Source organism: Oceanobacillus sp. J11TS1, assembly GCF_018333215.1.
Taxonomy (GTDB): Bacteria; Bacillota; Bacilli; order Bacillales; family Amphibacillaceae; genus Oceanobacillus.
Window position 1 is genome coordinate 438,757 of record NZ_BORO01000001.1, and the last position, 22,458, is coordinate 461,214.

Below are 22,458 nucleotides of genomic sequence, written 5' to 3' on the forward strand. Positions count from 1 at the left end.
CATTGGTTACACTACCATGGACTGGGAGTGATTGTTTATGTGGAAAAAAATAAAGCCAAAGGATGTTATCTATGCCTTGGTCATTGCTATCCTTTTCTTTATTCTGCTATATTTATTAGCTATTACGAAACCATATTATGCAGCATTTTTTTCGTTTATTGGCAAGCTGTTGCTTCCATTCTTGATTGCAGGGGTTATTGCTTATTTACTGCATCCGCTGATTGAGTGGCTTCATCGTTATCATATTCACCGAGGGATAGCAGTACTCATCATTTATTTGCTTTTTTTTGGAGGGGCTGGATATGGCATATACCGTGCCTATCCTCTTATGGTTGAACAAGCAAAGGAATTGAGTCATCACATCCCTGAATTTATTACACTTTATCAAGATGTTTTAAATAATATATATGTATCTACTTCTTTTTTACCGGAGACAGTCCATGATCGATTGGACGCGTTTATCCAGTCTTTAGAGGAGACGATGACCGCATTTTCTGGAAGAATTATCGGCGGTTTTAATGGCATCATGGATGCTGTTATATTTTTAACGGTCATACCAGTCCTTGTTTTTTATTTATTAAAGGATTATGCTTTGATTAAATCGTTTCTATTTCGTCTTATTCCACAGAAGTATCGAGATGAAACAGCTAGTATCTGGAAAGAAATGAGTAAAGGGCTTGGCGGATATATTCGGGGACAAGTGATTATTAGTATTGCGGTAGGTGTTATTTCAACCCTATGCTGGATGTGGTTAGATATACCATATGCCTTATTGTTAGGCGGTGTTTTAGCAATTGTCAATATCATTCCGTATTTCGGACCGATTATTGGAGCGATTCCAGCAGTAACTGTAGCTTATATGATTCAACCTCAAAAAGCCCTATTTGTTATTATCATTATTTTTGCGATTCAATTAATTGAAAGCAATTTATTATCGCCATATATTATGGGCAAGACAGTAAAGATTCATCCGATTGGTATTATTTTTGCGTTACTATTAGGCAGTGAACTGGCGGGTGTAATCGGTATGATTGTTTCTGTCCCTTTATTTACCATGCTAAAGGTCCTACTCCAGCAGTATAGGCTATCAAAAGATCGATAGAAACTGCTGCAGAACCGTGGTACTTTTTGGACAAACTGTTATGAAAAATTGACACTTCGTCCAAAAATGAATATAATAGCGCTAGAATCACATAAACGTGAAGAATGACAAAATCTGTTACCAATAATGCAAATCGCGCTGAAGGTGCTAAGTACATGACATGATATTTCAAGAGAGGGGTTCCCTTGGCTGGAAGGAGTCCTAATTATACGGTTATGGAAAGCTACACTGGAGTACGGCTAATTCCCGTCGGTATCATACCGTTACCATGATGAAAGTGATGAACGTTTCTATTCGTTCATAATAAGGGTGGTACCGCGAAAATCTCGTCCCTGCGATTGTGCAGAGAGGAGATTTTTTGTTTTGTCAGAAATCGAATGCATCGATCAAGCCCTTTAGCGGAAGCCTTCATTCTTCATTGGACTTATACAAGAACAAAAGCGCAGAGCGCCTGTTTAAAAATGAAGAGACTAAGCTCCTGGGGGATTGGACATTATTCGAACTTCCTTTACTCTAAAGGAAACACGTTGAGGTAACACTTTTTGAATTGCCAAAAAGGAGGAAAATAAATTGAAAACATTAAGTTCCGCAGAAATTCGTCAAATGTTTATTGATTTTTTTAAGGAGAAAGGGCATCAGGTAGAACCTAGTGCTTCGCTTGTACCACATGAAGATCCGACACTGTTATGGATTAATAGTGGTGTTGCAACGCTAAAAAAATATTTTGATGGGCGGATTATTCCAGATAATCCAAGAATCGTAAATGCACAAAAAGCAATTCGTACAAATGATATTGAAAACGTTGGGTTTACGGCACGTCACCACACATTTTTTGAGATGTTAGGGAATTTCTCCATTGGCGATTATTTTAAAGAAGAAGCAATTAAATGGGCTTGGGAGTTTCTTACAGATGAAAAATGGATTGGCTTCGATGCAGAAAAATTATCTGTAACTGTCCATCCAGAAGATGATGAAGCATACGACCTTTGGTTGAATCAAATTGGTTTACCTAAAGAACGTATTATTCGATTGGAAGAAAACTTTTGGGATATTGGAGAAGGGCCAAGCGGACCGAATACCGAGATTTTTTATGACCGGGGAGAAGCTTATGGGAATGACCCAGCTGATCCAGAGCTTTATCCGGGCGGAGAAAACAGCAGGTATTTAGAGGTATGGAACCTCGTATTTTCTCAGTTCAATCATAACCCAGACGATACTTATACCCCTCTTCCCAAGAAAAACATTGATACAGGTATGGGATTAGAGCGTTTAACGTCGATTATTCAAGAAGCGCCAACAAACTTTGAAACAGATTTATTTATGCCCATCATTCAAGCAACCGAAATGATTACAGATAAAAAATATGGAGAAAATGCTGCTGCGGATACAGCATTTAAAGTTATCGCAGATCATATCCGTACAGTTAGCTTTGCAATTGGTGATGGAGCTATGCCATCCAACGAAGGCCGAGGATATGTACTTCGCAGATTAATACGCCGTGCAATCCGTTTTGCAAAAGACCTGGATATTCATGAAGCTTTCATGTTCCGTCTTGTTCCGGTTGTAGCTGAAATTATGAAAGACTTCTATCCAGAGGTTGTGAAAGAAACAGATTACATTCAAAAAATAATTAAAGTAGAAGAAGAACGTTTCCATGAGACTTTAAATGACGGATTAGAAATTCTAACTAAATTGATTGAAACGGAAAAGCAAAAAGGAAGTAACATATTTCCTGGGGAAGAAGTGTTCCGTTTATACGACACGTACGGTTTTCCAAAAGAATTAACAGAAGAATATGTAGAAAAGCTTGGTTTTACTGTGAACCAAGAAGGTTTTGAAAATGAAATGAAGCTACAACGGGAAAGAGCAAGAAATGCACGTCAAAAAGTAGACTCTATGCAGGTTCAAGACACTATATTCTCAACAATTGATGTTGAAAGTGAATTTGTAGGTTATTCTGAGCTGCAAAGCAATACCGTAATACAAGCCATCATTTGCGATAAAGAGGTTGTCAAATCAGTAGAAGCTGGACAGGAAGCATATATCTTATTAAAAGAAACACCATTTTATGCAGAAAGTGGCGGACAAGTTGCTGATACCGGTTGGATTCAAACAGAAAAAGCTTCAGCTGTGGTTACAGATACGCAAAAAACTCCAAATGGGCAAAATATTCACCGGGTAGAAGTAAAAGAAGGTTTATTAGAGGTTTCTGAGGAAGTACAAGCTACTGTTGATCGTACATTACGTACAGGCATCATTAAAAACCACAGTGCTACGCATTTATTGCATCAAGCTTTAAAAGATGTATTAGGATCCCATGTAAACCAAGCTGGTTCCTTAAACCAATCTAATCGCCTGCGTTTTGACTTCTCTCATTTCAGTAGTGTAACAGACGGAGAGTTAGAAGAAATTGAAACGATTGTGAACCGAAAAATATGGGAATCATTGCCAGTATTCATCGAAACAAAAGAACTGGAAGAAGCAAAAGCAATGGGGGCAATGGCTTTATTTGGTGAAAAATACGGCGATGTCGTTCGTGTTGTCCAAATGGGTGATTATAGTATTGAATTATGCGGAGGATGTCATGTAAGCAATACAGCGGAGATTGGGTTATTTAAGATTGTCTCTGAGAGCGGTATTGGTGCTGGCACAAGAAGAATTGAAGCTGTTACAAGCAAAGAAGCTTACGATTATGTCAATCAGAAGCTGGATATATTAAAACAGTCAGGGACACTGTTAAAAGCAAAAGATGAACAAATCCCACAAAAACTTTCCGCATTGCAGAAGGAATTAAAAGAGACACAAAAGCAGGTAGATTCATTACAGGCTAAATTGTCTAATTTAGAGGCATCTTCTATATTAGATGATATCCAGGAGGTAAATGGTGTAAAAGTACTGGCGAAACAAGTCGATGTAAAAGATATGAATCAATTGCGCTCCATGGTGGACGAATTAAAACAAAAAATAGAATCAGGTGTAATTCTCCTTGCAGCAGTGCATAATAGTAAAGTACAACTTGTGGCAGGAGTGACGAAAGACCTGATGAAGCAAAAGTTTCATGCTGGGAACTTAGTAAAACAGGCGGCAACAATTTGCGGCGGCGGCGGTGGCGGCCGACCAGATATGGCACAAGCTGGTGGAAAAGACCCATCTAAAGTTACAGAAGCATTACAAAGTGCTTTAACTTATGTAACAGAACTGACAAATGCTTAATCCTTAGTTGTATGTTTTCTCGTAAATAAGTATAATGATAGAGATAAACATGTTAGAATAGATGAAGAAGGTTAACGAAGGACGAGGTGTCATTATGAGTTCAATTGATAAAACAATGAAATTCAACTTTTCTGAAGAACCATTTGACCAGGATATTAAAAAGATTTTAATGACTGTTCATGAATCATTACAGGAAAAAGGATATAATCCTATTAACCAAATTGTTGGTTATCTGTTGTCAGGAGATCCAGCTTATATTCCTAGGTATAATGATGCGCGTAATTTAATCCGTAAAGTTGAACGGGATGAAGTTATTGAAGAACTTGTAAAGTTTTATCTAGAACAGAATAAGGAGAATTCATGAAGGTAGCAGGTTTAGATGTCGGTTCAAAAACAATAGGTGTTGCAATTAGTGATGCCCTTGGCTGGACTGCCCAAGGGCTGACCACTATTTATTGGAATGAAGAAGAGATCAGTTCTGCTGATGAAGAGCTTCAAAAAATCATCAAGGAAAATGAAGTATCTCAGATTGTTGTCGGATTGCCTAAAAATATGAACGGTTCGATTGGTGAAAGAGGCGAGGCTTCCGAGCGTTACGCTGAGTATTTAAAAGAAAAATACCATTTACCTGTCGTACTATGGGACGAAAGGTTAACGACGATGGCAGCTGAGCGTGTATTATTAGAAGCAGATATGAGTCGGAAAAAGAGAAAAAAAGTCATTGATAAGATGGCAGCTTCAATGATTTTACAAGGTTATCTTGACTCAAAAGGAGGCGTTATTTGATGACATTAGAGGAAAAAGAACGAATTATTATTCCAGATGAAAATGGAGATGAGCATCTTTTTGAAGTGCTTTTTACATTCGATGTAGATGATACAGAACAATCTTATATAGCTGTTGTACCTGCTGAACAGGCAGAAGAAGAAGAAGTAGAGGTATATGCATTCCGTTACGAAGAACAGGAAAATGATGATTATACATTGTACCCTATTGAATCGGACGATGAGTGGAATATAGTAGAAGAAATGTTAAATACATTAGCAGAAGAAGAAGAAGAGTAAAAAAAGATAATGAGAAAGCTGATGTCACGTAACGTGGACGTCAGCTTTCTTTTACAAGCAGAAAAAGTATAAATGACTTCATTCATTTTAAAAAGATATCGGATTTAAAAAAAGTCCCCGCTAAGATTCCGCGAATATACTGTACTTCTTCCTTCCATATTCCATACAAACAACAACTTTTCTAGTTAAAATATATGGTAAGATTGAATAAAATGACAGGAATATTGGATAATTTTAAATGAATTTAGTATAATGAAGCGGGTGAAAGGGGGACACATAGTGTCAAAAGATGACAAACATAATGGGTTTCAACAGAATCTTGTCAAAAGAGGAGAAGAAGCTTCTAAAGTTAGAAAGATTGTAGCAATTATTATTTTATGTTTTATCCTTATTTTAGTAATTGGAGGACTTTCGGGATATTTATATATTAAATCAGCACTTAAACCTGTTGACGAAGACAATACAACTACAGTAGAAGTGGAAATTCCAATAGGATCTTCAAGTTCAACGATTGCCAACATACTTGAAGAAAATGGTGTTATCAAAGATGCACGTGTTTTTCGATTCTATACAAAATTTAATAATATGAACGAATTTCAAGCCGGCAATTATACTTTTAATACGGCAATGACCATGGATGAAATTATCGAATCATTGCAAACCGGGAAAATCATCGTTGATCCTGTATATGTAATAACCATTCCTGAAGGGTTAACAGTTGATCAGATTGCTGAAATATATAGTGAGCAGCTAGATTTCTCTAAAGAAGAATTCCTAGAAGTTGCTAACGACCCTGAATTTATTGAGGATTTAATGGAAAAGTACCCTTCTTTATTAACGGAAGATATTCTTGATGAGGATATCCGTACGCCATTAGAGGGATATATGTTTGCTTCTACATACGATTTTTATGAAGAAGAACCAAGTATCGAATCGATAATAGATCGTATGGTTGAACAAACAAATTCGATTTTTCAGCAGTATGAAGGACAGATAGCAGAACTGGATTTTTCACCGCATGAAGCGATAACTTTTGCATCGCTTGTGGAGAAAGAAACTGGTAAGGAAGAGCAGCGACCTCAAATCGCTGGTGTATTTTATAATCGTATGGAGGAAAATATAAAACTTCAGACAGATCCGACTGTATTATATGCGAAGGGAGAACATCAGGCTGTTGTTACCTTCGATGATTTAGAAGTGGAATCACCGTACAACACATATTTAATAGATGGATTACCAGTAGGTCCTATATCGAACTTTGCTGAGAACTCCTTGAAAGCAGTTGTGGCTCCGGATGACTCTGATTATCTTTATTTCCTGCATGATGATAAAGGAGAAATTCACTTTGCAGAAACCCTTGAAGAGCATGCCGAAAATCGAGATAAATATATAAATTAAAGTGTATGTTCGCAAGGATGGTAAAAGTCCCCGAGATGTGGACCATTTATAAATTCCACTCCTCGGAGTGATTTTTACACTACTTTTTGGATATCCTCTTAAACGGACTTATGGAGAATTTCTCCATTTTCCGTTTTCTTTTTTACAATGAATGTTATTGCATAAAATATATAAATGTAACTTTTTAAATGCAGAAGGAAATGATGAAATGGATAAAGAAATAGAAAGCTACTTGGAAAGCTTGCTGCCTGCTTCTCCAAAATCAGTAGAGAACCTTGAAAAATATGCAGAAATAAACCATGTGCCAATTATTAATCGAAATAGCATGCATATGATTAATCTTATCTTAACGATGAAGCAGCCCCGAAATATTTTAGAAGTCGGTACGGCAATTGGTTATTCTGCACTGCGCATGTTAGAGGGAGTAGAAGACGCAAAAATTGTTACCATTGAAAAAGACGATGAACGCTATAAAGAAGCTCTTACAAATATTCGAGCGCAGAACAAAGAAGCGCAAATTGAAGTCATATTAGGTGATGCTAGTGATGTTATGCAAGAGTTAGCTGAACAAAAGAAACGGTTTGATGTCGTTTTTATTGATGCAGCAAAAGGGCAATATCAAACTTACTTTGATTTAGCAGATAAAATGCTCTTGCCAGGTGGTGTGTTAATTACGGATAATGTATTATTTCGAGGGATGGTTTACTCTAATGAAGAAGTACCTAAAAGATATAAAACCTTAGTACGAAAATTAAAATTGTACAATGAAATGGTGATGAATCATCCCGATTATCATACATCTATTATACCTATTGATGATGGTATTTCCATCAGCTACAAGAGAATTTCAGAACGTAAGGAGTCTAAAACATGAACAAAAATAAACCCGTCGTGATTGGCGTTGCTGGGGGTAGCGGCAGTGGAAAAACTTCCGTGACAAAATCTATCTGCAAGCGTTTTACAGAGACATCAATTCTTGTCATTGAGCAGGATGCTTATTATAAGGACCAATCACATCTCCCTTTTGAAGAGAGGTTAAAAACGAATTATGATCATCCATTTGCATTTGATAATGACTTATTAGTGGAACATCTGCATCAATTATTAGAGTATCAATCTGTTGAAAAACCAGTTTACGATTATAAGGTGCATAATCGTTCAAAAGAAACGGTCCATGTGGAGCCGAAAGAAGTTATTATTCTAGAAGGGATTTTGATTTTAGAAGACCCTAGTCTTGTCGATTTAATGGATATCAAAGTATTTGTTGACACGGATGCAGATTTGAGAATTATTCGGCGTCTGTCAAGAGATATTAAAGAGCGAGGCAGAACATTAGAATCAGTAATTGATCAGTACATGCAAGTTGTTCGACCTGCTCACTTGCAATTTATTGAACCGTCAAAACGCTATGCGGATTTAATTATTCCTGAAGGTGGAGAAAATCATGTTGCCGTGGATATTATGGCGTCTAAGATAGAAAATATCTTATCAAAAAATACAAATAACTAATTATTTTTTCTTGCTATTTTAGGTAATATCTGCCATAGTATTTGTTAGTATATTTTCAAGCGTTATCGCATAAGCTATATAGCTAATTTTATTATATGTATATACAAGGAAGATAAGCAGCTGTTTATTTTAGAAAAAATCTTGTCAAAATAGTTGCTTATATTTCTAGATAGAAAAGAATCAAGAAGGAGTGTACAGAGATGGCTGCAGAGAAAAGCTTTTACATGACACAAGAGGGGAAAAACAAACTGGAGGAAGAACTACATTATCTAAAAACGGACCGTCGTCAAGAGGTTGTTGAAAGAATTAAAGTAGCTCGTGATTTCGGGGATTTATCCGAGAATTCGGAGTATGATGCTGCGAAAGATGAACAAGCATTTGTTGAACAACGAATTACGCAAGTTGAGAATATGATTCGTAATGCAGTAATTATTGAAAGTGATAATCAAAATCCAAATGTTGTTGCGTTAGGAAAGTCTGTTACCTTTGTGGAGCTCCCTGATGGTGACGAAGAGACATACACAATTGTGGGAAGTGCAGAAGCTGACCCATTTGAAGGAAAAATATCCAATGATTCACCAATGGCTAAAAGCTTGTTAGGCCAAGAGATTGGACAGGAAGTTACTGTTGCTACGCCAGCGGGTGACATTGAAGTTAAAATTACAAATGTAGAATAAGAAAAAGAAAGCTTACAGTTTTTATAACTGTAAGCTTCTTTCATGGCAGTTAATCGTTAAAGCCATGCAAATGGAGTACTAGCTTTCCTAAAACGGACGCCCACCAGTTTTTAATTAAGTCTATAAAATGATCTCTAAGCGCTAAAAAGAAATGATCGGTTACGAATGGTATGATATGCATCTCTTAGAAAGCGTAAAAAATCTGCTTCTTTTTCAATCAGCTAAGTTTAAGGAAGAATTTAAATCTATTTTTATGCTAAAATAAAATAGACAACAATTGTTATACTCGATATGATAGTATACAACAGGGTAGTTAGGAGGAATCTCGGGTGAGTCAAACAAGATCAAATAGGTTTGAAAAAAGAAGAAAAAATACAAATGCAATTACTATTTTATCTATTATTATAGGATTAGTTATAGTGGTTTTTCTTGCTGTGTGGTTATTTGGAGGGAATAGCTCATCGGAAGCGGATACTGCCTCGAATGCATCTGCAAGTAAAAGTGCGTCCAACGAAGAGAAAGGTGGAGATGCTGAAGATGATGGGAATGGCTTTTTAATTACGGATCCGAATTCAAAAGATAAAGATAAAACTGAATCTGGAGATGACGATGCCGGTGAGGACAAAAAAGAAAAGGACAACGCTGATAAAGAAGAGGATGCAGAGGAAGATGAATCCAAGAAAGAAGATAAGGAAGACAATCAATATGAAGATAGAGAACCCGCTGATCCAACAGACAGTAATGTGAAAGAAGCATATACAGGGGACTGGGATCCAGTTGGAACAGAGCAGGAAGGCGCACATACTACCAATTTTAATGATGGTTCTCATGATAGAATTGAAATCAAAAGAGCAGTTTCTAAAGTAACCGGGTTAGACGAAGGCAGTATGATAGAGCATTGGGTTGGGAATAATGGCCCTGACAAAGTAGTTGCAACTGTCTCTGATTCAAGCAACTCAGAAGTATATCGCGTATTTTTAGATTGGGTAGACGGTGAAGGATGGCAGCCTACCCAGGTAGAAGAGTTAATAGAAAATGATGCAGGACAGTAACGGAGGATTATAATGACTATAGGAATTATAGGAGCAATGGATGAAGAAATCGAATTACTAAAACAGAATATGACAGATATTCAAGAGATTGAAGTAGCGAATAGTTATTTTTATCAAGGTATTCTAGAGGGGAAAGAAGTTGTCCTTTTACTTTCTGGTATTGGAAAAGTAAATGCAGCAATGTCTACAACGATATTACATGAGCGATTTCATCCTGATAAGATCATTAACACAGGTTCTGCTGGGGGATTTGCCGAAAATTTAGAAGTAGGCGATGTCGTTATTTCCACGGAAGTATTACATCATGATGTAGATGCGACAGCGTTTAATTATGTTTATGGACAAGTTCCAGGAATGCCTGCGTCTTATCTAGCTTCTAAAGATTTAGTAAAATTGGTTGATAAAGTTATTTTAGAATCTGAAATGAAAGCTGAAACAGGGATCATTGCTACAGGTGATTCGTTTATGCAAAGAGAAGATCAAATTGCTGTAGTTCGGCAGCGATTCCCGGAAATGCTCGCATTAGAAATGGAAGCTGCTGCAATTGCGCAAGTATGTTATCAATACAATACGCCATTTGTCATTATTCGTGCATTATCCGATATTGCTGGGAAAGCCTCGTCGGTATCATTTGATGCTTTTTTAGAAAAAGCAGCGAAAAATGCAGCGAACGTGATTATAGAAATGGTTAAAAAATTATAGTCTACAAATTTTAAGGGTCAGCGTCAAAATCAATGGTTGAAATATATGGCTAACTGTAATAAGGCAACTAGCTAGTGAAGTGTTTTCGGTAGCGGTGCCTATTACAGATTCAATATAGTTTGTTAACCATAGATTTTGGAGAAGCGCCAACATTAACAGGTTTTTTATTCCGTAAATTAATGGAATAGAAACCTGTTTTTTATTATATTTTTCTTCCCAGACGCAGTTAAATAGAAGCCGCATGCTATCAAAAGAAGTAATCAGATACCATGTGGCTTATGGTTATGTTAAAAACCTTAGTCTCCTACTTCAAAATAGTCCTGAATAAATTGATAAAAAACCTGTTCGGAGGGTGCCAGATTACGATGTTTTGGAATAATAATACCAACGGTTCGTCTTAGGGGCGGGTCTGATATAGCCACTTTGGCCGTATAAGCAGTGTTTAAATCATTAAAGGCACTTTCAGGCAATAAGGTAATTCCCATTCCTGCAGCAACAAGCCCTTTAATCGCATCTAAGTCTTCTCCTTGTGAGTGAATATTCGGTGTAAATCCTGCACGTATACAAGCATCAATGACCAGTTGATGAAGTACGTATCCTTCTGGAAAGAGAACGAAATCTTCATTTTCTAAATCCCTAACAGAAACCGCTTCTTTTGTAGCCTTCGAATGAGAATTAGGTATAAGTGCATAAAAATTTTCCATGAATAAAACCTTGCCAATGATATCCGGAAGATGATCAGGAACAGGGCCAAGAAAAGCTAAGTCAATGTCTCTATTTTCAACGGACTCAATTAAGAAATTATAAGAGCCTTGTCTTAGTTGAAAGCGGATATTTGGATAGCTTTTCTTAAAAGCTGATAGAACTGTGGGTAAAAGGTTACTGGCCAAACTTGTTGGAAAACCAATTTTTATCGATCCGCGTTCAGGATCTAAATATTCATCCACCTGTTTCTTTGCATAATCAAGCCCTTTTAAAGCAGATTTCACATGCGATAAGTATATTTTTCCGATTGGCGTTAGATGTACATTTCTGCCGACTCTTTCGAAAAGCTGGACGCCTAATTCGTTTTCTAAATTCGAGATTTGTCTACTGACAGCTGACTGTGCTACATGTAGCTCAAATGCAGCATCTGACACATGTTCTCTTTCTGCTACAGCTATAAAATATTTCAGTTGGCGCAGTTCCATATTTCCACCTCATATCAAAATTAGATTATTATTATGTTTATTATATATTGTTTCGATAAATAAAAAAACATAAAATGTATCTTACACACTTGGATTGACAAGAAGAAAAGTTTTTTACATAAGTGCAACGGAGGTGTTATTTACCTGAAGGTTTGTACTCTCTAAGATAAGGGATTCTTAGAAACAAATTACGCTTAAGACCCTCTTTAACGCATATCAACTTTTCTAACTTACGAATGGAGGAAGAAAGAATGACTTTTCAAAACTTACCGAAAGCACAAGGTCTATATCATCCTGATTTTGAGCATGATGCGTGCGGTATTGGTTTATATGCACATATAAAAGGAAAGCAGACTCATGAAATTGTTACAAAAGGACTGAATATGCTTTGCAAGCTGGAACATCGCGGCGGGCAGGGAAGTGACCCGATGACTGGTGATGGGTCTGGTTTAATGGTGCAAATCCCAGATCGCTATTTCCGTCGGGTATGCCGGGATTTTGAGCTTCCGCCTGTTGGTGAATATGCAGTTGGCATGATTTTTCTTTCTCAAGAGGAACAGGAGCAAAAAGAAGTAATAGAAAAAGTAAATGCTTTCATTGCTCAAGAAGGCCAACGGTTAATTGGCTGGCGAAATGTACCAGTGGATACTTCTTGTATTGGCGGAGGTGCTGTCGATACATTGCCAGAAATTAAACAAGTATTTATTCAATCAACTATACCAACGACAGACCTCGCATTTGAGAGGAAATTATATGTTATTCGTAAACAAGCAGAACATTGGGCAGAAGAAAAAAATATTCGTTTCTATGTGTCGAGCCTTTCTAGTCAAACGGTGGTTTATAAAGGTTTATTGACTCCAGAGCAAGTGAACGGATTTTATTTAGATCTACAAGAAAAAGATTTTGTTTCTGCCTTTTCCCTTGTTCATTCCCGATTTAGTACAAATACTTTTCCATCTTGGGAGCGTGCCCATCCGAATCGTTATTTGATTCATAATGGAGAAATTAATACACTTCGAGGAAATGTAAATTGGATGCGGGCAAGAGAAAAACAATTTGTATCCGATGCGTTTGGAGATGATTTAGAGAAACTTCTGCCGATTATTCGCAGCGATGGTAGTGATTCGGCTACCTTAGATAATGCGCTAGAGTTTTTAACACTTGCTGGAAGAGAGCTGGTACATGCAGCAATGATGTTAATTCCGGAACCTTGGGATAAAAATGATCATATGAGGGAGGAAAGGCGTGCTTTTTATCAATATCATAGCTTGATGATGGAACCATGGGATGGTCCGACATCGATTACCTTTACAAACGGGAAACAAATTGGAGCTATCTTGGACAGAAATGGTTTACGGCCGGCGAGATACTATGTGACGAAAGATGACTATATTATTTATTCTTCTGAGGTTGGAGTAATTGATGTAGAAGAAAGCAATGTTTTATTAAAAGAGCGCTTAAGTCCTGGGAGAATGTTGCTGATAGATATCGAGCAAGGAAGGATTATTTCGGATGAAGAAATAAAAGCATCTATCACAAATCTACACCCATATCAAGAAAGGATTGAGGAACAAATACGAACGCTGAAGCCAGCGGTAGATGAAGAGCAGGAATTAGACCCGCAATTGTTTCATAAGCAAAAAGCATTCGGTTATACCATGGAGGATATTGATAAATATTTAATCCCACTTGTTCAAGACGGCAAGGATCCAATCGGTGCAATGGGCAATGATGTTCCATTAGCTGTTTTATCAGAGCGCCCGCAAAGTTTATTTGACTATTTTAAACAGCTTTTTGCCCAGGTTACCAATCCGCCGATTGATGCTTACCGCGAGCAATTAGTGACGTCCATGGTAACGTGGCTGGGCAGTGAAGGGGATATCCTCCATCCAGAAAAAGAAAAGCAAAGACGTGTTCGCCTCGATTCACCGATTTTATCCAATGTGCAAATGAGAATATTAGAAAATAATGAAATCGATGGTTTAGAAGCAGAGGTCATTGAAACGTTATTTAGAGACGATATGGAATCCGCGTTAAACGGAGTTTTTGATCAAGCGAAGACAGCGATTCAAAATGGCAAAAATATTCTTGTGCTAAATGATAAGGAAATGAACCAAGAGCAAAAAGCGATTCCGGCCCTTCTAGCGGTTAGCGGACTTCATCAATTTCTTGTCCGCGAAGGAATTCGTACAAAAGTAAGCATTGTTATAAAGTCAGGTGAAGCACGTGAGGTGCATCATTTTGCAGCACTGCTGGGTTATGGGGTGGATGCTATTTATCCATATTTGGTTTATCAAACGTACCAACAGTCATATAAAGCGGATAAATTAACATTAAATGCAAAAGAAGCACAAGCAAAATATATTACAGTTGTGACCGAGGGTATTATCAAAGTAATGTCTAAAATCGGGATTTCTACAGTTCAAAGTTACCGTGGTGCACAGACTTTCGAGGCTGTCGGTATTAGCAAAAAAGTAATTGAGGCACACTTCACTGGAACAGCATCTCAAATTGATGGGATTGACCTTGATATTATTCAACAAGAAACGGAAAAACGCCATGATGACGGCTATCAAGAAGCAATTAACCAGCAGCTTGATTCTGGTAGTGATTTTCAATGGCGGAAAACAGGTGAACACCATGCATTTAACCCAGCGACCATTTATAAACTGCAATGGTCTTGCCGTCGAGGCGACTATAAGTTGTTCAAACAATTCTCCAAGGCAGCAAATGAAGAGCGCATTGGCTTTTTACGAAACCTATTTGATTTTAAGAAATCCAACACCATACCGATTGATGAAGTAGAGTCAGTGGATTCGATTGTTAAGCGATTTAAAACAGGTGCGATGTCATTTGGTTCTATCAGTAAAGAAGCACATGAAACCCTAGCTATTGCAATGAATCGTTTAGGTGGTAAAAGCAATAGTGGAGAAGGAGGAGAGGATAAAGCCCGTTTTACAGCTGATGCTAATGGCGATTTACGTTCCAGTGCCATTAAGCAGGTGGCGTCTGGTAGATTTGGTGTAACGAGCAACTATTTAGTCAATGCAAAAGAGCTGCAAATTAAAGTAGCGCAGGGAGCAAAGCCCGGAGAAGGCGGCCAATTGCCGGCGGAAAAGGTTTATCCATGGGTTGCGGATGTACGTGGTTCCACACCAGGAGTAGATTTAATTTCACCGCCGCCGCATCATGATATTTATTCCATTGAGGATTTGGCACAGTTGATTCATGATTTAAAAAATGCCAATCGAAAAGCAAGAGTGAGCGTTAAGCTTGTCGCAAAATCAGGCGTTGGTACGATTTCTGCTGGGGTGGCTAAAGGGAATGCAGATGTTATTTCTGTGGTTGGTTATGACGGAGGTACAGGCGCATCGCCAAAAACAAGTATGAAGCATACTGGTCTTCCTTGGGAATTAGGCCTGGCAGAAGCACATCAGACGTTAATGCTAAATGGTTTAAGAGATCGCGTTATTTTAGAAACAGATGGCAAGCTGTTAACAGGAAAAGACGTTGTAACAGCAGCCTTGCTCGGTGCGGAGGAATATGGATTTGCTACTGCACCGCTGGTGGTTGTCGGCTGTGTGATGATGCGCGTTTGCCATAAGGATACTTGTCCAGTTGGTATCGCAACGCAGAATCCATCCCTTCGTAAAAAGTTTGCTGGAGATCCAGACCATGTTGTGAATTACATGCGTTTTATTGCTGAAGAAGTTCGTGAAATCATGGCTGAGCTCGGGTTTCGCACGATGGATGAGATGATTGGCCGAACCGAATATCTAGAAAAATCGGATCGGGCTGATCAGCATTGGAAAGCAAAATACCTTGATTTATCGACGTTGCTTTATCAACCAGGCGGGAATACAAGAAATACAATGGTGCAAAACCATAAATTAGATGAATCCCTTGATATGAAGGAAATACTACCCGCTGTTCGAGCGTCTATTGAAACAGGTGTGGCGATGGAAGGATGTTTCTCGATTAAAAATACGGACCGCGTTGTTGGTACGATTGTCGGCAGCGAAATTACTGCGACATATGGAGAACAAGGTTTGCCAGAAGATACAATTAATTTACATTTTACAGGCTCAGCCGGTCAAAGCTTTGGGGCTTTTATTCCATCAGGTATGACGATGACAGTGACGGGAGACGCCAATGATTATGTCGGAAAAGGACTCTCAGGCGGTAAAGTGATTGTGCGTGTACCTAAATCCTCAACAATTGACACCAGCCATAATGTCATTGCGGGGAACGTGTCTTTCTACGGTGCGATCAGCGGGGAGGCATATATTCAAGGTTATGCGGGCGAGCGTTTTGCTGTAAGAAATAGTGGAGCAAAAATTGTGGTAGAAGGTGTCGGTGATCATGGCTGTGAATATATGACAGGCGGCCGGGTTATTATTCTGGGCAATGTTGGGAAAAACTTTGCCGCTGGAATGTCCGGTGGAATTGCTTATGTAAGGCCTGATGATATTTCGGAATTCCAAACGTTGACAAATCAAGCGTTCATTCAATTTGAGGAATTAACAGATTTAGACGAGCAGGAGGAAGTAAAAGAATTAATTATCAATCATCTATATTACACGAATAGCGAAAAAGCAGGGTTTATCTTAAAGAATTGGAAAGAAGAAATAAAGAAATTTGTAAAAGTAATTCCGGTTGAATATAAATTAATGCTCCAACAAATCGATTGGTTCAAGGAGCGGGGGTTAAGCGAGGAAGAAGCTCTCTATAAAGCGTTTATGGCTAAGAAAGATCATCAAATGACAGTAAGTTTGGATAAAGAATCGATTACTAGTGAAGAGGAAGGAGTCAGAGTAGATGGGTAAAGCAACAGGATTTATGGAAATTAAAAGAAAAAATGCAAGTGAACGTGATCCATTAGACAGAATGAAAGACTGGAAAGAGTACACTGGCTCTTTCTCTGATGATTCAGCGAGAGAACAAAGTGCACGCTGTATGGATTGCAGTATCCCGTTTTGTCATATCGGAATGGAGATAGAAGGGGCAACATCAGGTTGTCCTGTCTATAATCTAATACCAGAATGGAATGACCTTGTTTATAAAGGAAGATGGAAAGAAGCTTTAGAAAGATTGCTGAAAACCAATAATTTTCCCGAATTTACTGGAAGAGTGTGTCCAGCGCCTTGTGAGGGTTCTTGTACAGTGGCGATTAATGATCCGGCGGTCACGATTAAAAATATTGAACAGAAAATCATTGATAAAGGTTTTCAAGAAGGATGGATGGAACCAAGAATTCCAGTTGCGCGTACTGGGAAGAAGATAGCTATTATCGGTTCAGGTCCAACCGGTTTAGCAGCAGCCGACCAGTTGAATCAAGCGGGGCATGAAGTAATTGTTTACGAGCGCTTAAACCGTGCTGGGGGACTATTAACCTATGGTATTCCGAATATGAAGTTGGATAAAGGGATTGTTGAACGGCGTATCCAACTGCTTCGGCAGGAAGGCATTCAGTTTGTGTTAAATACGGAAGTAGGGAAACATATTTCTGCGGAAGAAATAAAAGCAAGCTTTGATGCAGTAATCCTATGTACAGGTGCACAGAAACATCGTGATCTTCCTATAGAAGGAAGAGAAGGAAAAGGAGTCCGCTTTGCAATGGATTACTTGACTAAATCAACGGAAAAACTGCTAAATGACGAGATTGAATTAGAAGAAGAGTTAAACGCAGATGGAAAAGATGTTATCGTTATTGGCGGTGGAGATACTGGTGCGGATTGTATTGCGACGGCAATTCGCCAAGGTGCTAAAAGCATTGTGCAATTCGGTAAACATCCGCAGCTGCCCATTAAACGTGCAGAAGAAAATCAATGGCCGGCTTATCCGCAAGTATTCAGCTTAGAATATGCGCATAAAGAAGCGAAAGAAAAGTTCGGAAAGGATATACGAGAATATTCCATTCAAACCAAGAAATTTGTAACCGATGAAAAAGGAAATGTAATAGAATTGCACACGATTCAAATGGAGAAAAAGCAAGATGAAAATGGCGTATTCTATTTTGAGGAAATACCTGGGACGGAGAAAACGTGGCCAGCACAACTTGTTTTGATTGCAATTGGCTTCGAAGGTGCTGAGGAACCAGTCCTCCAAGCATTTAAAGTGAAAACAATGCGTAATCGTGTACGAGCGGCATACGGCAAATTTTTAACGACAGAAGACAATGTATTTGCAGCAGGAGATGCACGTCGGGGCCAGAGTTTAGTTGTCTGGGCGATACATGAAGGAAGAGAAGTTGCCCATCAGGTTGATGAATATTTAATGGGAGTTACTTCCTTACCGACCGTTGCGAGTATGTAATTATAGTACGTGTTCAAAAGTAACCAATAGTTTTCGATGGGACGAGTAATCGCAGTCCCAGTCCCGTCGGAAAAGACACGTCAACGCAGAAATTCGCTGCTTATCATTGGGGGACTTTTTGACATTTTTCGAAAACCAATTTTGAAAGACATCTGCATGCTAGGCATCTGTCACTTCCTTTTAGGTATTTGCGTATATTGGTAAAGAATAAGGGGTGATGGAGAATTGGCACAGGCAGAAGGCTATAAGAATGGCCGTATTAATATTATATTACATGAGAATACGCGGAAAGATAGCAAAGAGCCTATCGTAAAAAAACAAACGAAACAAACACGTTCACCGCTAGAAGTGATTGATAAAGAGTTTGCATCCTTTGTTGGATTAGATGATTTAAAAACTTCCATAAAAGAGATATATGCAAGCATTCTTATTAATGAAAAACGGAAAGAGCATGGCTTGAAAGACACAAAACAAGTACTGCATATGTTGTTTAAAGGGAATCCAGGGACTGGAAAGACAACAGTCGCCCGTAAATTAGCAAAACTCTATCATGATATGAATATCTTATCCAAAGGACATTTTATTGAGGCAGAACGTGCGGATTTGGTAGGAGAATATATTGGGCAAACAGCGCAGAAAACAAGAGCGGTCATTCAAAAGGCGTTAGGCGGTGTTTTGTTTATCGATGAAGCCTATTCGTTATCGCGTGGCGGAGAAAAGGATTTTGGCAAAGAAGCGATTGACTTGCTTGTAAAACATATGGAAGACTCCAGAGAGGATATGGTTCTTATCCTTGCTGGATATCCGCGCGAAATGGATCGTTTTCTTACAATGAACCCTGGGCTTGAATCCCGGTTTCCGTTTATTTTAGATTTTGACGATTATTCTGTTGATGAATTATTAAATATAGGAAGCCGGATGCTGGGAGAGAGACAGTACCAATTGTCAAAGCAGGCGGAATGGAAGCTTCGTAATCACTTATCAAGAAAACTTCGGGAAGATACAAACAATTTTTCCAATGCAAGGTATGTGAGAAATGTGATTGAAAAAGCAATTCGTATGCAAGCAGTTCGTTTACTTACCTTGGGACAAATCGGTTCAAAAGATTTAATTATTTTAACTGAACAGGATTTGTTGCTAGAATAGAAATAATGGTTAAAATATAGGTAACAACTTTTTTAGAAAGAGGTAAGCTATGACAGTAGAAAAGGTATTAGTAATTGCGGTTAATCAATCGAAGAAATCAGAAAGGCAATTTCAGTCTTCTTTAGATGAGCTCGTCTCCTTATGTAAAACTGCTGGAGGTCTGGTTCACCACGTTATTACGCAGAATCGGGATCGCATCCATCCAGCTACCTATATTGGTGAAGGGAAACTTCAAGAAGTAAAGCAAATTGTAGATGGAGAGGAAATGGATTTAGTTGTGGCAAATAATGAATTGTCAGCTGGCCAAATCCGAAACTTAGCAGATGCTTTGGGTGTTCGTGTGTTAGACCGCAGCCAATTGATATTAGATATTTTTGCTATGCGTGCGCAGACAAAGGAAGGGAAACTCCAAGTGGAGCTGGCTCAACTGGAGTATTTGCTTCCTCGTTTGCATGGACAAGGAGCAAATTTATCGAGACTTGGTGGCGGAATAGGCACGAGAGGTCCGGGGGAAACAAAACTAGAAACGGATCGCCGTCATATCGAAAGAAGGATATATGATATTAAGCGCCGCTTTCAATTAGTAGTTAAACAGCGTGACCAGTATCGAAAGCGGAGACGGGCGAATGATATTTTCCAAATTGCAATCGTGGGTTATACGAATGCTGGAAAATCAACGATATTTAATCGATTAACCAACAGTCAATCCCTAGAAGAAGATCAATTATTTGCGACTTTAGATCCGTTAACTCGCCGGATTCAACTACCAAGTGGATTAAATAGTTTAATTACGGATACAGTTGGTTTTATTCAAGATTTGCCAACTGCGCTGATTGCTGCCTTTAAATCAACGTTGGAAGAAGTCGCAGAAGCAGATTTCCTTTTGCATGTCGTGGACGTCTCTGATCCGGATTTGTTACAACAGCAAGAGACAGTTCGTAAACTTTTAACAGAGTTAGATGCAGCGCACATCCCTGTTTTAACGGTATATAATAAAAAGGATCAGCTAGAAGCAGATTTCTTTTTAGCTAACCAATTTCCAAACGTTCAAATTAGCGCTTGGGAAGAAGCGGATTTACAAACATTATTAATGAAAATAGAAGAAGTATTAAAAGAAGAATGGGATTTTTTTGACATCGTTTTAGATATAAATGAGGGAGATTTATTATATCAGCTGCAGTCATCCACGTTAGTGGTTAAAAAAGATTTAATAGAAGAAATGAACCAATATCATGTCCAGGGCTATGTCAGAAAAGATCATCCATTTCACCGTTTTGTAGAGGAGAAGTAAACAATGCAAGTAGAATCATTTATAAAAGAAGCAGAAAAAGATTGTTTAAAAGGTCATCAATATATTCAAGAAATTGTGGAGGAAAATCAACGGCGCGTACTTGAGGCATTTCGAAATCATCGTATTAGTGATACACACCTGCAAGGAACAACAGGTTATGGCTATGATGATTTAGGCAGAGATGGATTAGAAGCTGTTTATGCCGAAGTGTTTGGTGGTGAAGATGCTGTCGTACGTCCACAAATTGTATCAGGGACGCATGCGATAACCACGGCTTTATTTGGTGTATTACGTCCGCAAGATGAACTCGTATATATTACAGGCCACCCATACGATACGTTGGAAGAGGTGATCGGGAAACCGGGCAAAGAAGAAGGAGCTCTTTCTGACTTTCAAATTGGTTATCGTGAAGTTGCTCTAAAAAGCACAGGAGAAGTAGATTTAGAAGAAGTAAAAAGAAGTTGGAGCAAAGAGACTAAAGTCATCGCAATTCAACGGTCAAAAGGTTATGGAGACAGGCCTTCATTTACGATCCGTGAAATAAAAAAGATGGTTGATTTTGTAAAAGAAATCGATCCATCTGTCATTGTGTTTGTTGATAATTGCTATGGAGAGTTCACAGAAACCCAAGAGCCTTTACATGTTGGCGCGGATTTGATGGCGGGATCGTTAATCAAGAATCCCGGCGGTGGATTGGTACGAGCTGGCGGATATATCGCAGGCCGTAAAGATTTAATTCATTTATGTGCTAATCGTCTGACGGCTCCTGGTCTTGGAAAAGAAACCGGAGCTTCTCTCGGCATGCTCCAAGAAATGTATCAAGGCTTCTTTATGGCACCACATACGGTAGGAGAGGCTTTAAAAGGAGCGTTATTGACAGCGCGTTTTCTAGAATTAGCAGGTTTTAAAACATCTCCATCTTATCTGGAGAAAAGAACAGATTTGATACAAACGGTTACTTTTAATAAAGCGGAAGAAATGATTGCTTTTTGCCAGGCAATTCAAGAAAATTCTCCAATAAATTCATATGTAAAACCTTACCCTAGTGAGATGCCAGGTTATGAAGATCAAGTAATTATGGCTGCAGGCACATTTATTCAAGGGGCAAGTATAGAGCTATCTGCTGATGGGCCGATCAGGCCGCCTTACACAGCTTATGTTCAAGGTGGGTTAACTTACACGCATGTTAAAATCGCGATCGTAGAAGCCGTGAAAACATTGAAAAATCAAGGTTTTATTTTTTAGTTATCGGGAAAATAGTAATAGCATAGATTTTATATGTAAAGTAACCTGACATAGCGTTGACATCATACCTGACATAATTTATACTGAAAATATCATGAAAGAAGGGGGTCATTTTTTGAATGATCAAGACCGTCGTTCAATGCCCTTATTTTCTATAGGAATAGTGATGAAATTAACCGAATTGACCGCGAGACAAATTCGTTATTATGAAGCAAATGATTTAATTGCTCCGGAACGAACAAAAGGAAATCAACGTTTATTTTCATTTAATGATGTGGATCGACTGCTGCAAATTAAGGATCTTTTAGACAAAGGATTAAATATGGCGGGAATTAAGCTACTGCTGCAGGAAGAAGAAAAAGAAATTCCGGAAGCAGATTCAAAGAAGAAAAAAGCGCCGGCTAATTTATCTGATAAAGAGCTGCGAACCATTTTAAAAAATGAATTAAACGATGCAGGAAGATACGGTAGAGCAAGTATGAGGCAGGGGGAACTAGCACGTTTCTTTGTAAAACGCTAAGGTCAGGTTGAAAAAAGTTCTTACTGAAAACTCA

At 38.4% G+C, this 22,458-nt stretch carries 18 protein-coding genes and 1 other annotated feature; of the genes, 17 read left to right on the forward strand and 1 reads right to left on the reverse strand.

Annotation, left to right across the window (positions count from 1 at the left end; translation table 11 throughout):
* Window positions 1-37 precede the first annotated feature (37 nt).
* The 11 genes from KI343_RS02045 to mtnN all read left to right on the forward strand — a co-directional run bounded on the left by KI343_RS02045 (window position 38) and on the right by mtnN (window position 10,717).
* Window positions 38-1,102 (forward strand): AI-2E family transporter, encoded by a 1,065-nt coding sequence (locus KI343_RS02045; RefSeq protein WP_212924759.1) that lies wholly within the window; start codon window positions 38-40, stop codon window positions 1,100-1,102.
* A gap of 129 nt (window positions 1,103-1,231) precedes the next feature.
* Window positions 1,232-1,439 (forward strand) — a binding site (T-box leader).
* A gap of 233 nt (window positions 1,440-1,672) precedes the next feature.
* Window positions 1,673-4,315 carry an alanine--tRNA ligase gene (gene alaS / locus KI343_RS02050; protein WP_212924760.1) on the forward strand — a complete coding sequence of 881 codons (2,643 nt, stop codon included), beginning with the start codon at window positions 1,673-1,675 and terminating at the stop codon, window positions 4,313-4,315.
* A gap of 94 nt (window positions 4,316-4,409) precedes the next feature.
* The gene (locus KI343_RS02055; protein ID WP_042534321.1) at window positions 4,410-4,679 is read left to right on the forward strand and encodes an IreB family regulatory phosphoprotein; all 270 of its coding nucleotides are present in this window, start codon (window positions 4,410-4,412) and stop codon (window positions 4,677-4,679) included.
* The gene (ruvX, locus tag KI343_RS02060) at window positions 4,676-5,101 is read left to right on the forward strand and encodes a Holliday junction resolvase RuvX (protein ID WP_212924761.1); all 426 of its coding nucleotides are present in this window, start codon (window positions 4,676-4,678) and stop codon (window positions 5,099-5,101) included. Before KI343_RS02055 ends, ruvX begins: the two co-directional genes overlap by 4 nt.
* On the forward strand, window positions 5,101-5,379 hold the full coding sequence (locus tag KI343_RS02065) for a DUF1292 domain-containing protein (RefSeq protein ID WP_212924762.1): 279 nt from the start codon (window positions 5,101-5,103) through the stop codon (window positions 5,377-5,379). Before ruvX ends, KI343_RS02065 begins: the two co-directional genes overlap by 1 nt.
* Window positions 5,380-5,658: 279 nt before the next feature.
* Window positions 5,659-6,777 carry an endolytic transglycosylase MltG gene (gene mltG, locus KI343_RS02070; RefSeq protein ID WP_212924763.1) on the forward strand — a complete coding sequence of 373 codons (1,119 nt, stop codon included), beginning with the start codon at window positions 5,659-5,661 and terminating at the stop codon, window positions 6,775-6,777.
* A gap of 208 nt (window positions 6,778-6,985) precedes the next feature.
* On the forward strand, window positions 6,986-7,651 hold the full coding sequence (locus KI343_RS02075; RefSeq protein WP_212924764.1) for an O-methyltransferase: 666 nt from the start codon (window positions 6,986-6,988) through the stop codon (window positions 7,649-7,651).
* Window positions 7,648-8,286 carry a uridine kinase gene (gene udk / locus KI343_RS02080; protein ID WP_212924765.1) on the forward strand — a complete coding sequence of 213 codons (639 nt, stop codon included), beginning with the start codon at window positions 7,648-7,650 and terminating at the stop codon, window positions 8,284-8,286. Before KI343_RS02075 ends, udk begins: the two co-directional genes overlap by 4 nt.
* A gap of 200 nt (window positions 8,287-8,486) precedes the next feature.
* A complete protein-coding gene (gene greA, locus KI343_RS02085) occupies window positions 8,487-8,963 on the forward strand; it encodes a transcription elongation factor GreA (protein WP_212924766.1) in 477 nt (158 codons plus the stop codon).
* Window positions 8,964-9,292: 329 nt separating this feature from the next.
* Window positions 9,293-10,015, forward strand: coding sequence for a YrrS family protein (locus KI343_RS02090; RefSeq protein WP_212924767.1), 723 nt, complete (start codon window positions 9,293-9,295; stop codon window positions 10,013-10,015).
* 12 nt (window positions 10,016-10,027) lie between these two features.
* Complete coding sequence (gene mtnN / locus KI343_RS02095) at window positions 10,028-10,717, forward strand: 5'-methylthioadenosine/S-adenosylhomocysteine nucleosidase (RefSeq protein WP_212924768.1); 690 nt, start codon at window positions 10,028-10,030, stop codon at window positions 10,715-10,717.
* A 296-nt stretch (window positions 10,718-11,013) separates the two neighbouring features.
* On the opposite strand, the gene gltC is transcribed toward mtnN, so the two are convergent.
* Complete coding sequence (gene gltC, locus KI343_RS02100; protein WP_212924769.1) at window positions 11,014-11,907, reverse strand: glutamate biosynthesis transcriptional regulator GltC; 894 nt, start codon at window positions 11,905-11,907, stop codon at window positions 11,014-11,016.
* A gap of 251 nt (window positions 11,908-12,158) precedes the next feature.
* Between gltC and gltB the strand changes: the two genes are divergently transcribed.
* The 6 genes from gltB to KI343_RS02130 all read left to right on the forward strand — a co-directional run bounded on the left by gltB (window position 12,159) and on the right by KI343_RS02130 (window position 22,424).
* Window positions 12,159-16,733, forward strand: a complete 4,575-nt coding sequence (gene gltB, locus KI343_RS02105) for a glutamate synthase large subunit (protein ID WP_212924770.1) — start codon at window positions 12,159-12,161, stop codon at window positions 16,731-16,733.
* Entirely contained in the window at window positions 16,726-18,222 is a 1,497-nt protein-coding gene (locus tag KI343_RS02110; RefSeq protein ID WP_212924771.1) for a glutamate synthase subunit beta, read from the forward strand. Before gltB ends, KI343_RS02110 begins: the two co-directional genes overlap by 8 nt.
* A gap of 225 nt (window positions 18,223-18,447) precedes the next feature.
* Entirely contained in the window at window positions 18,448-19,368 is a 921-nt protein-coding gene (gene spoVK, locus KI343_RS02115) for a stage V sporulation protein K (RefSeq protein WP_212924772.1), read from the forward strand.
* Between the two features lie 49 nt (window positions 19,369-19,417).
* Window positions 19,418-20,659 (forward strand): GTPase HflX, encoded by a 1,242-nt coding sequence (hflX, locus tag KI343_RS02120; protein ID WP_212924773.1) that lies wholly within the window; start codon window positions 19,418-19,420, stop codon window positions 20,657-20,659.
* A gap of 3 nt (window positions 20,660-20,662) precedes the next feature.
* Window positions 20,663-21,904, forward strand: coding sequence for a methionine gamma-lyase family protein (locus KI343_RS02125; protein ID WP_212924774.1), 1,242 nt, complete (start codon window positions 20,663-20,665; stop codon window positions 21,902-21,904).
* A gap of 115 nt (window positions 21,905-22,019) precedes the next feature.
* Entirely contained in the window at window positions 22,020-22,424 is a 405-nt protein-coding gene (locus tag KI343_RS02130) for a MerR family transcriptional regulator (RefSeq protein ID WP_280530101.1), read from the forward strand.
* The last annotated feature ends 34 nt before the right edge of the window (window positions 22,425-22,458 follow it).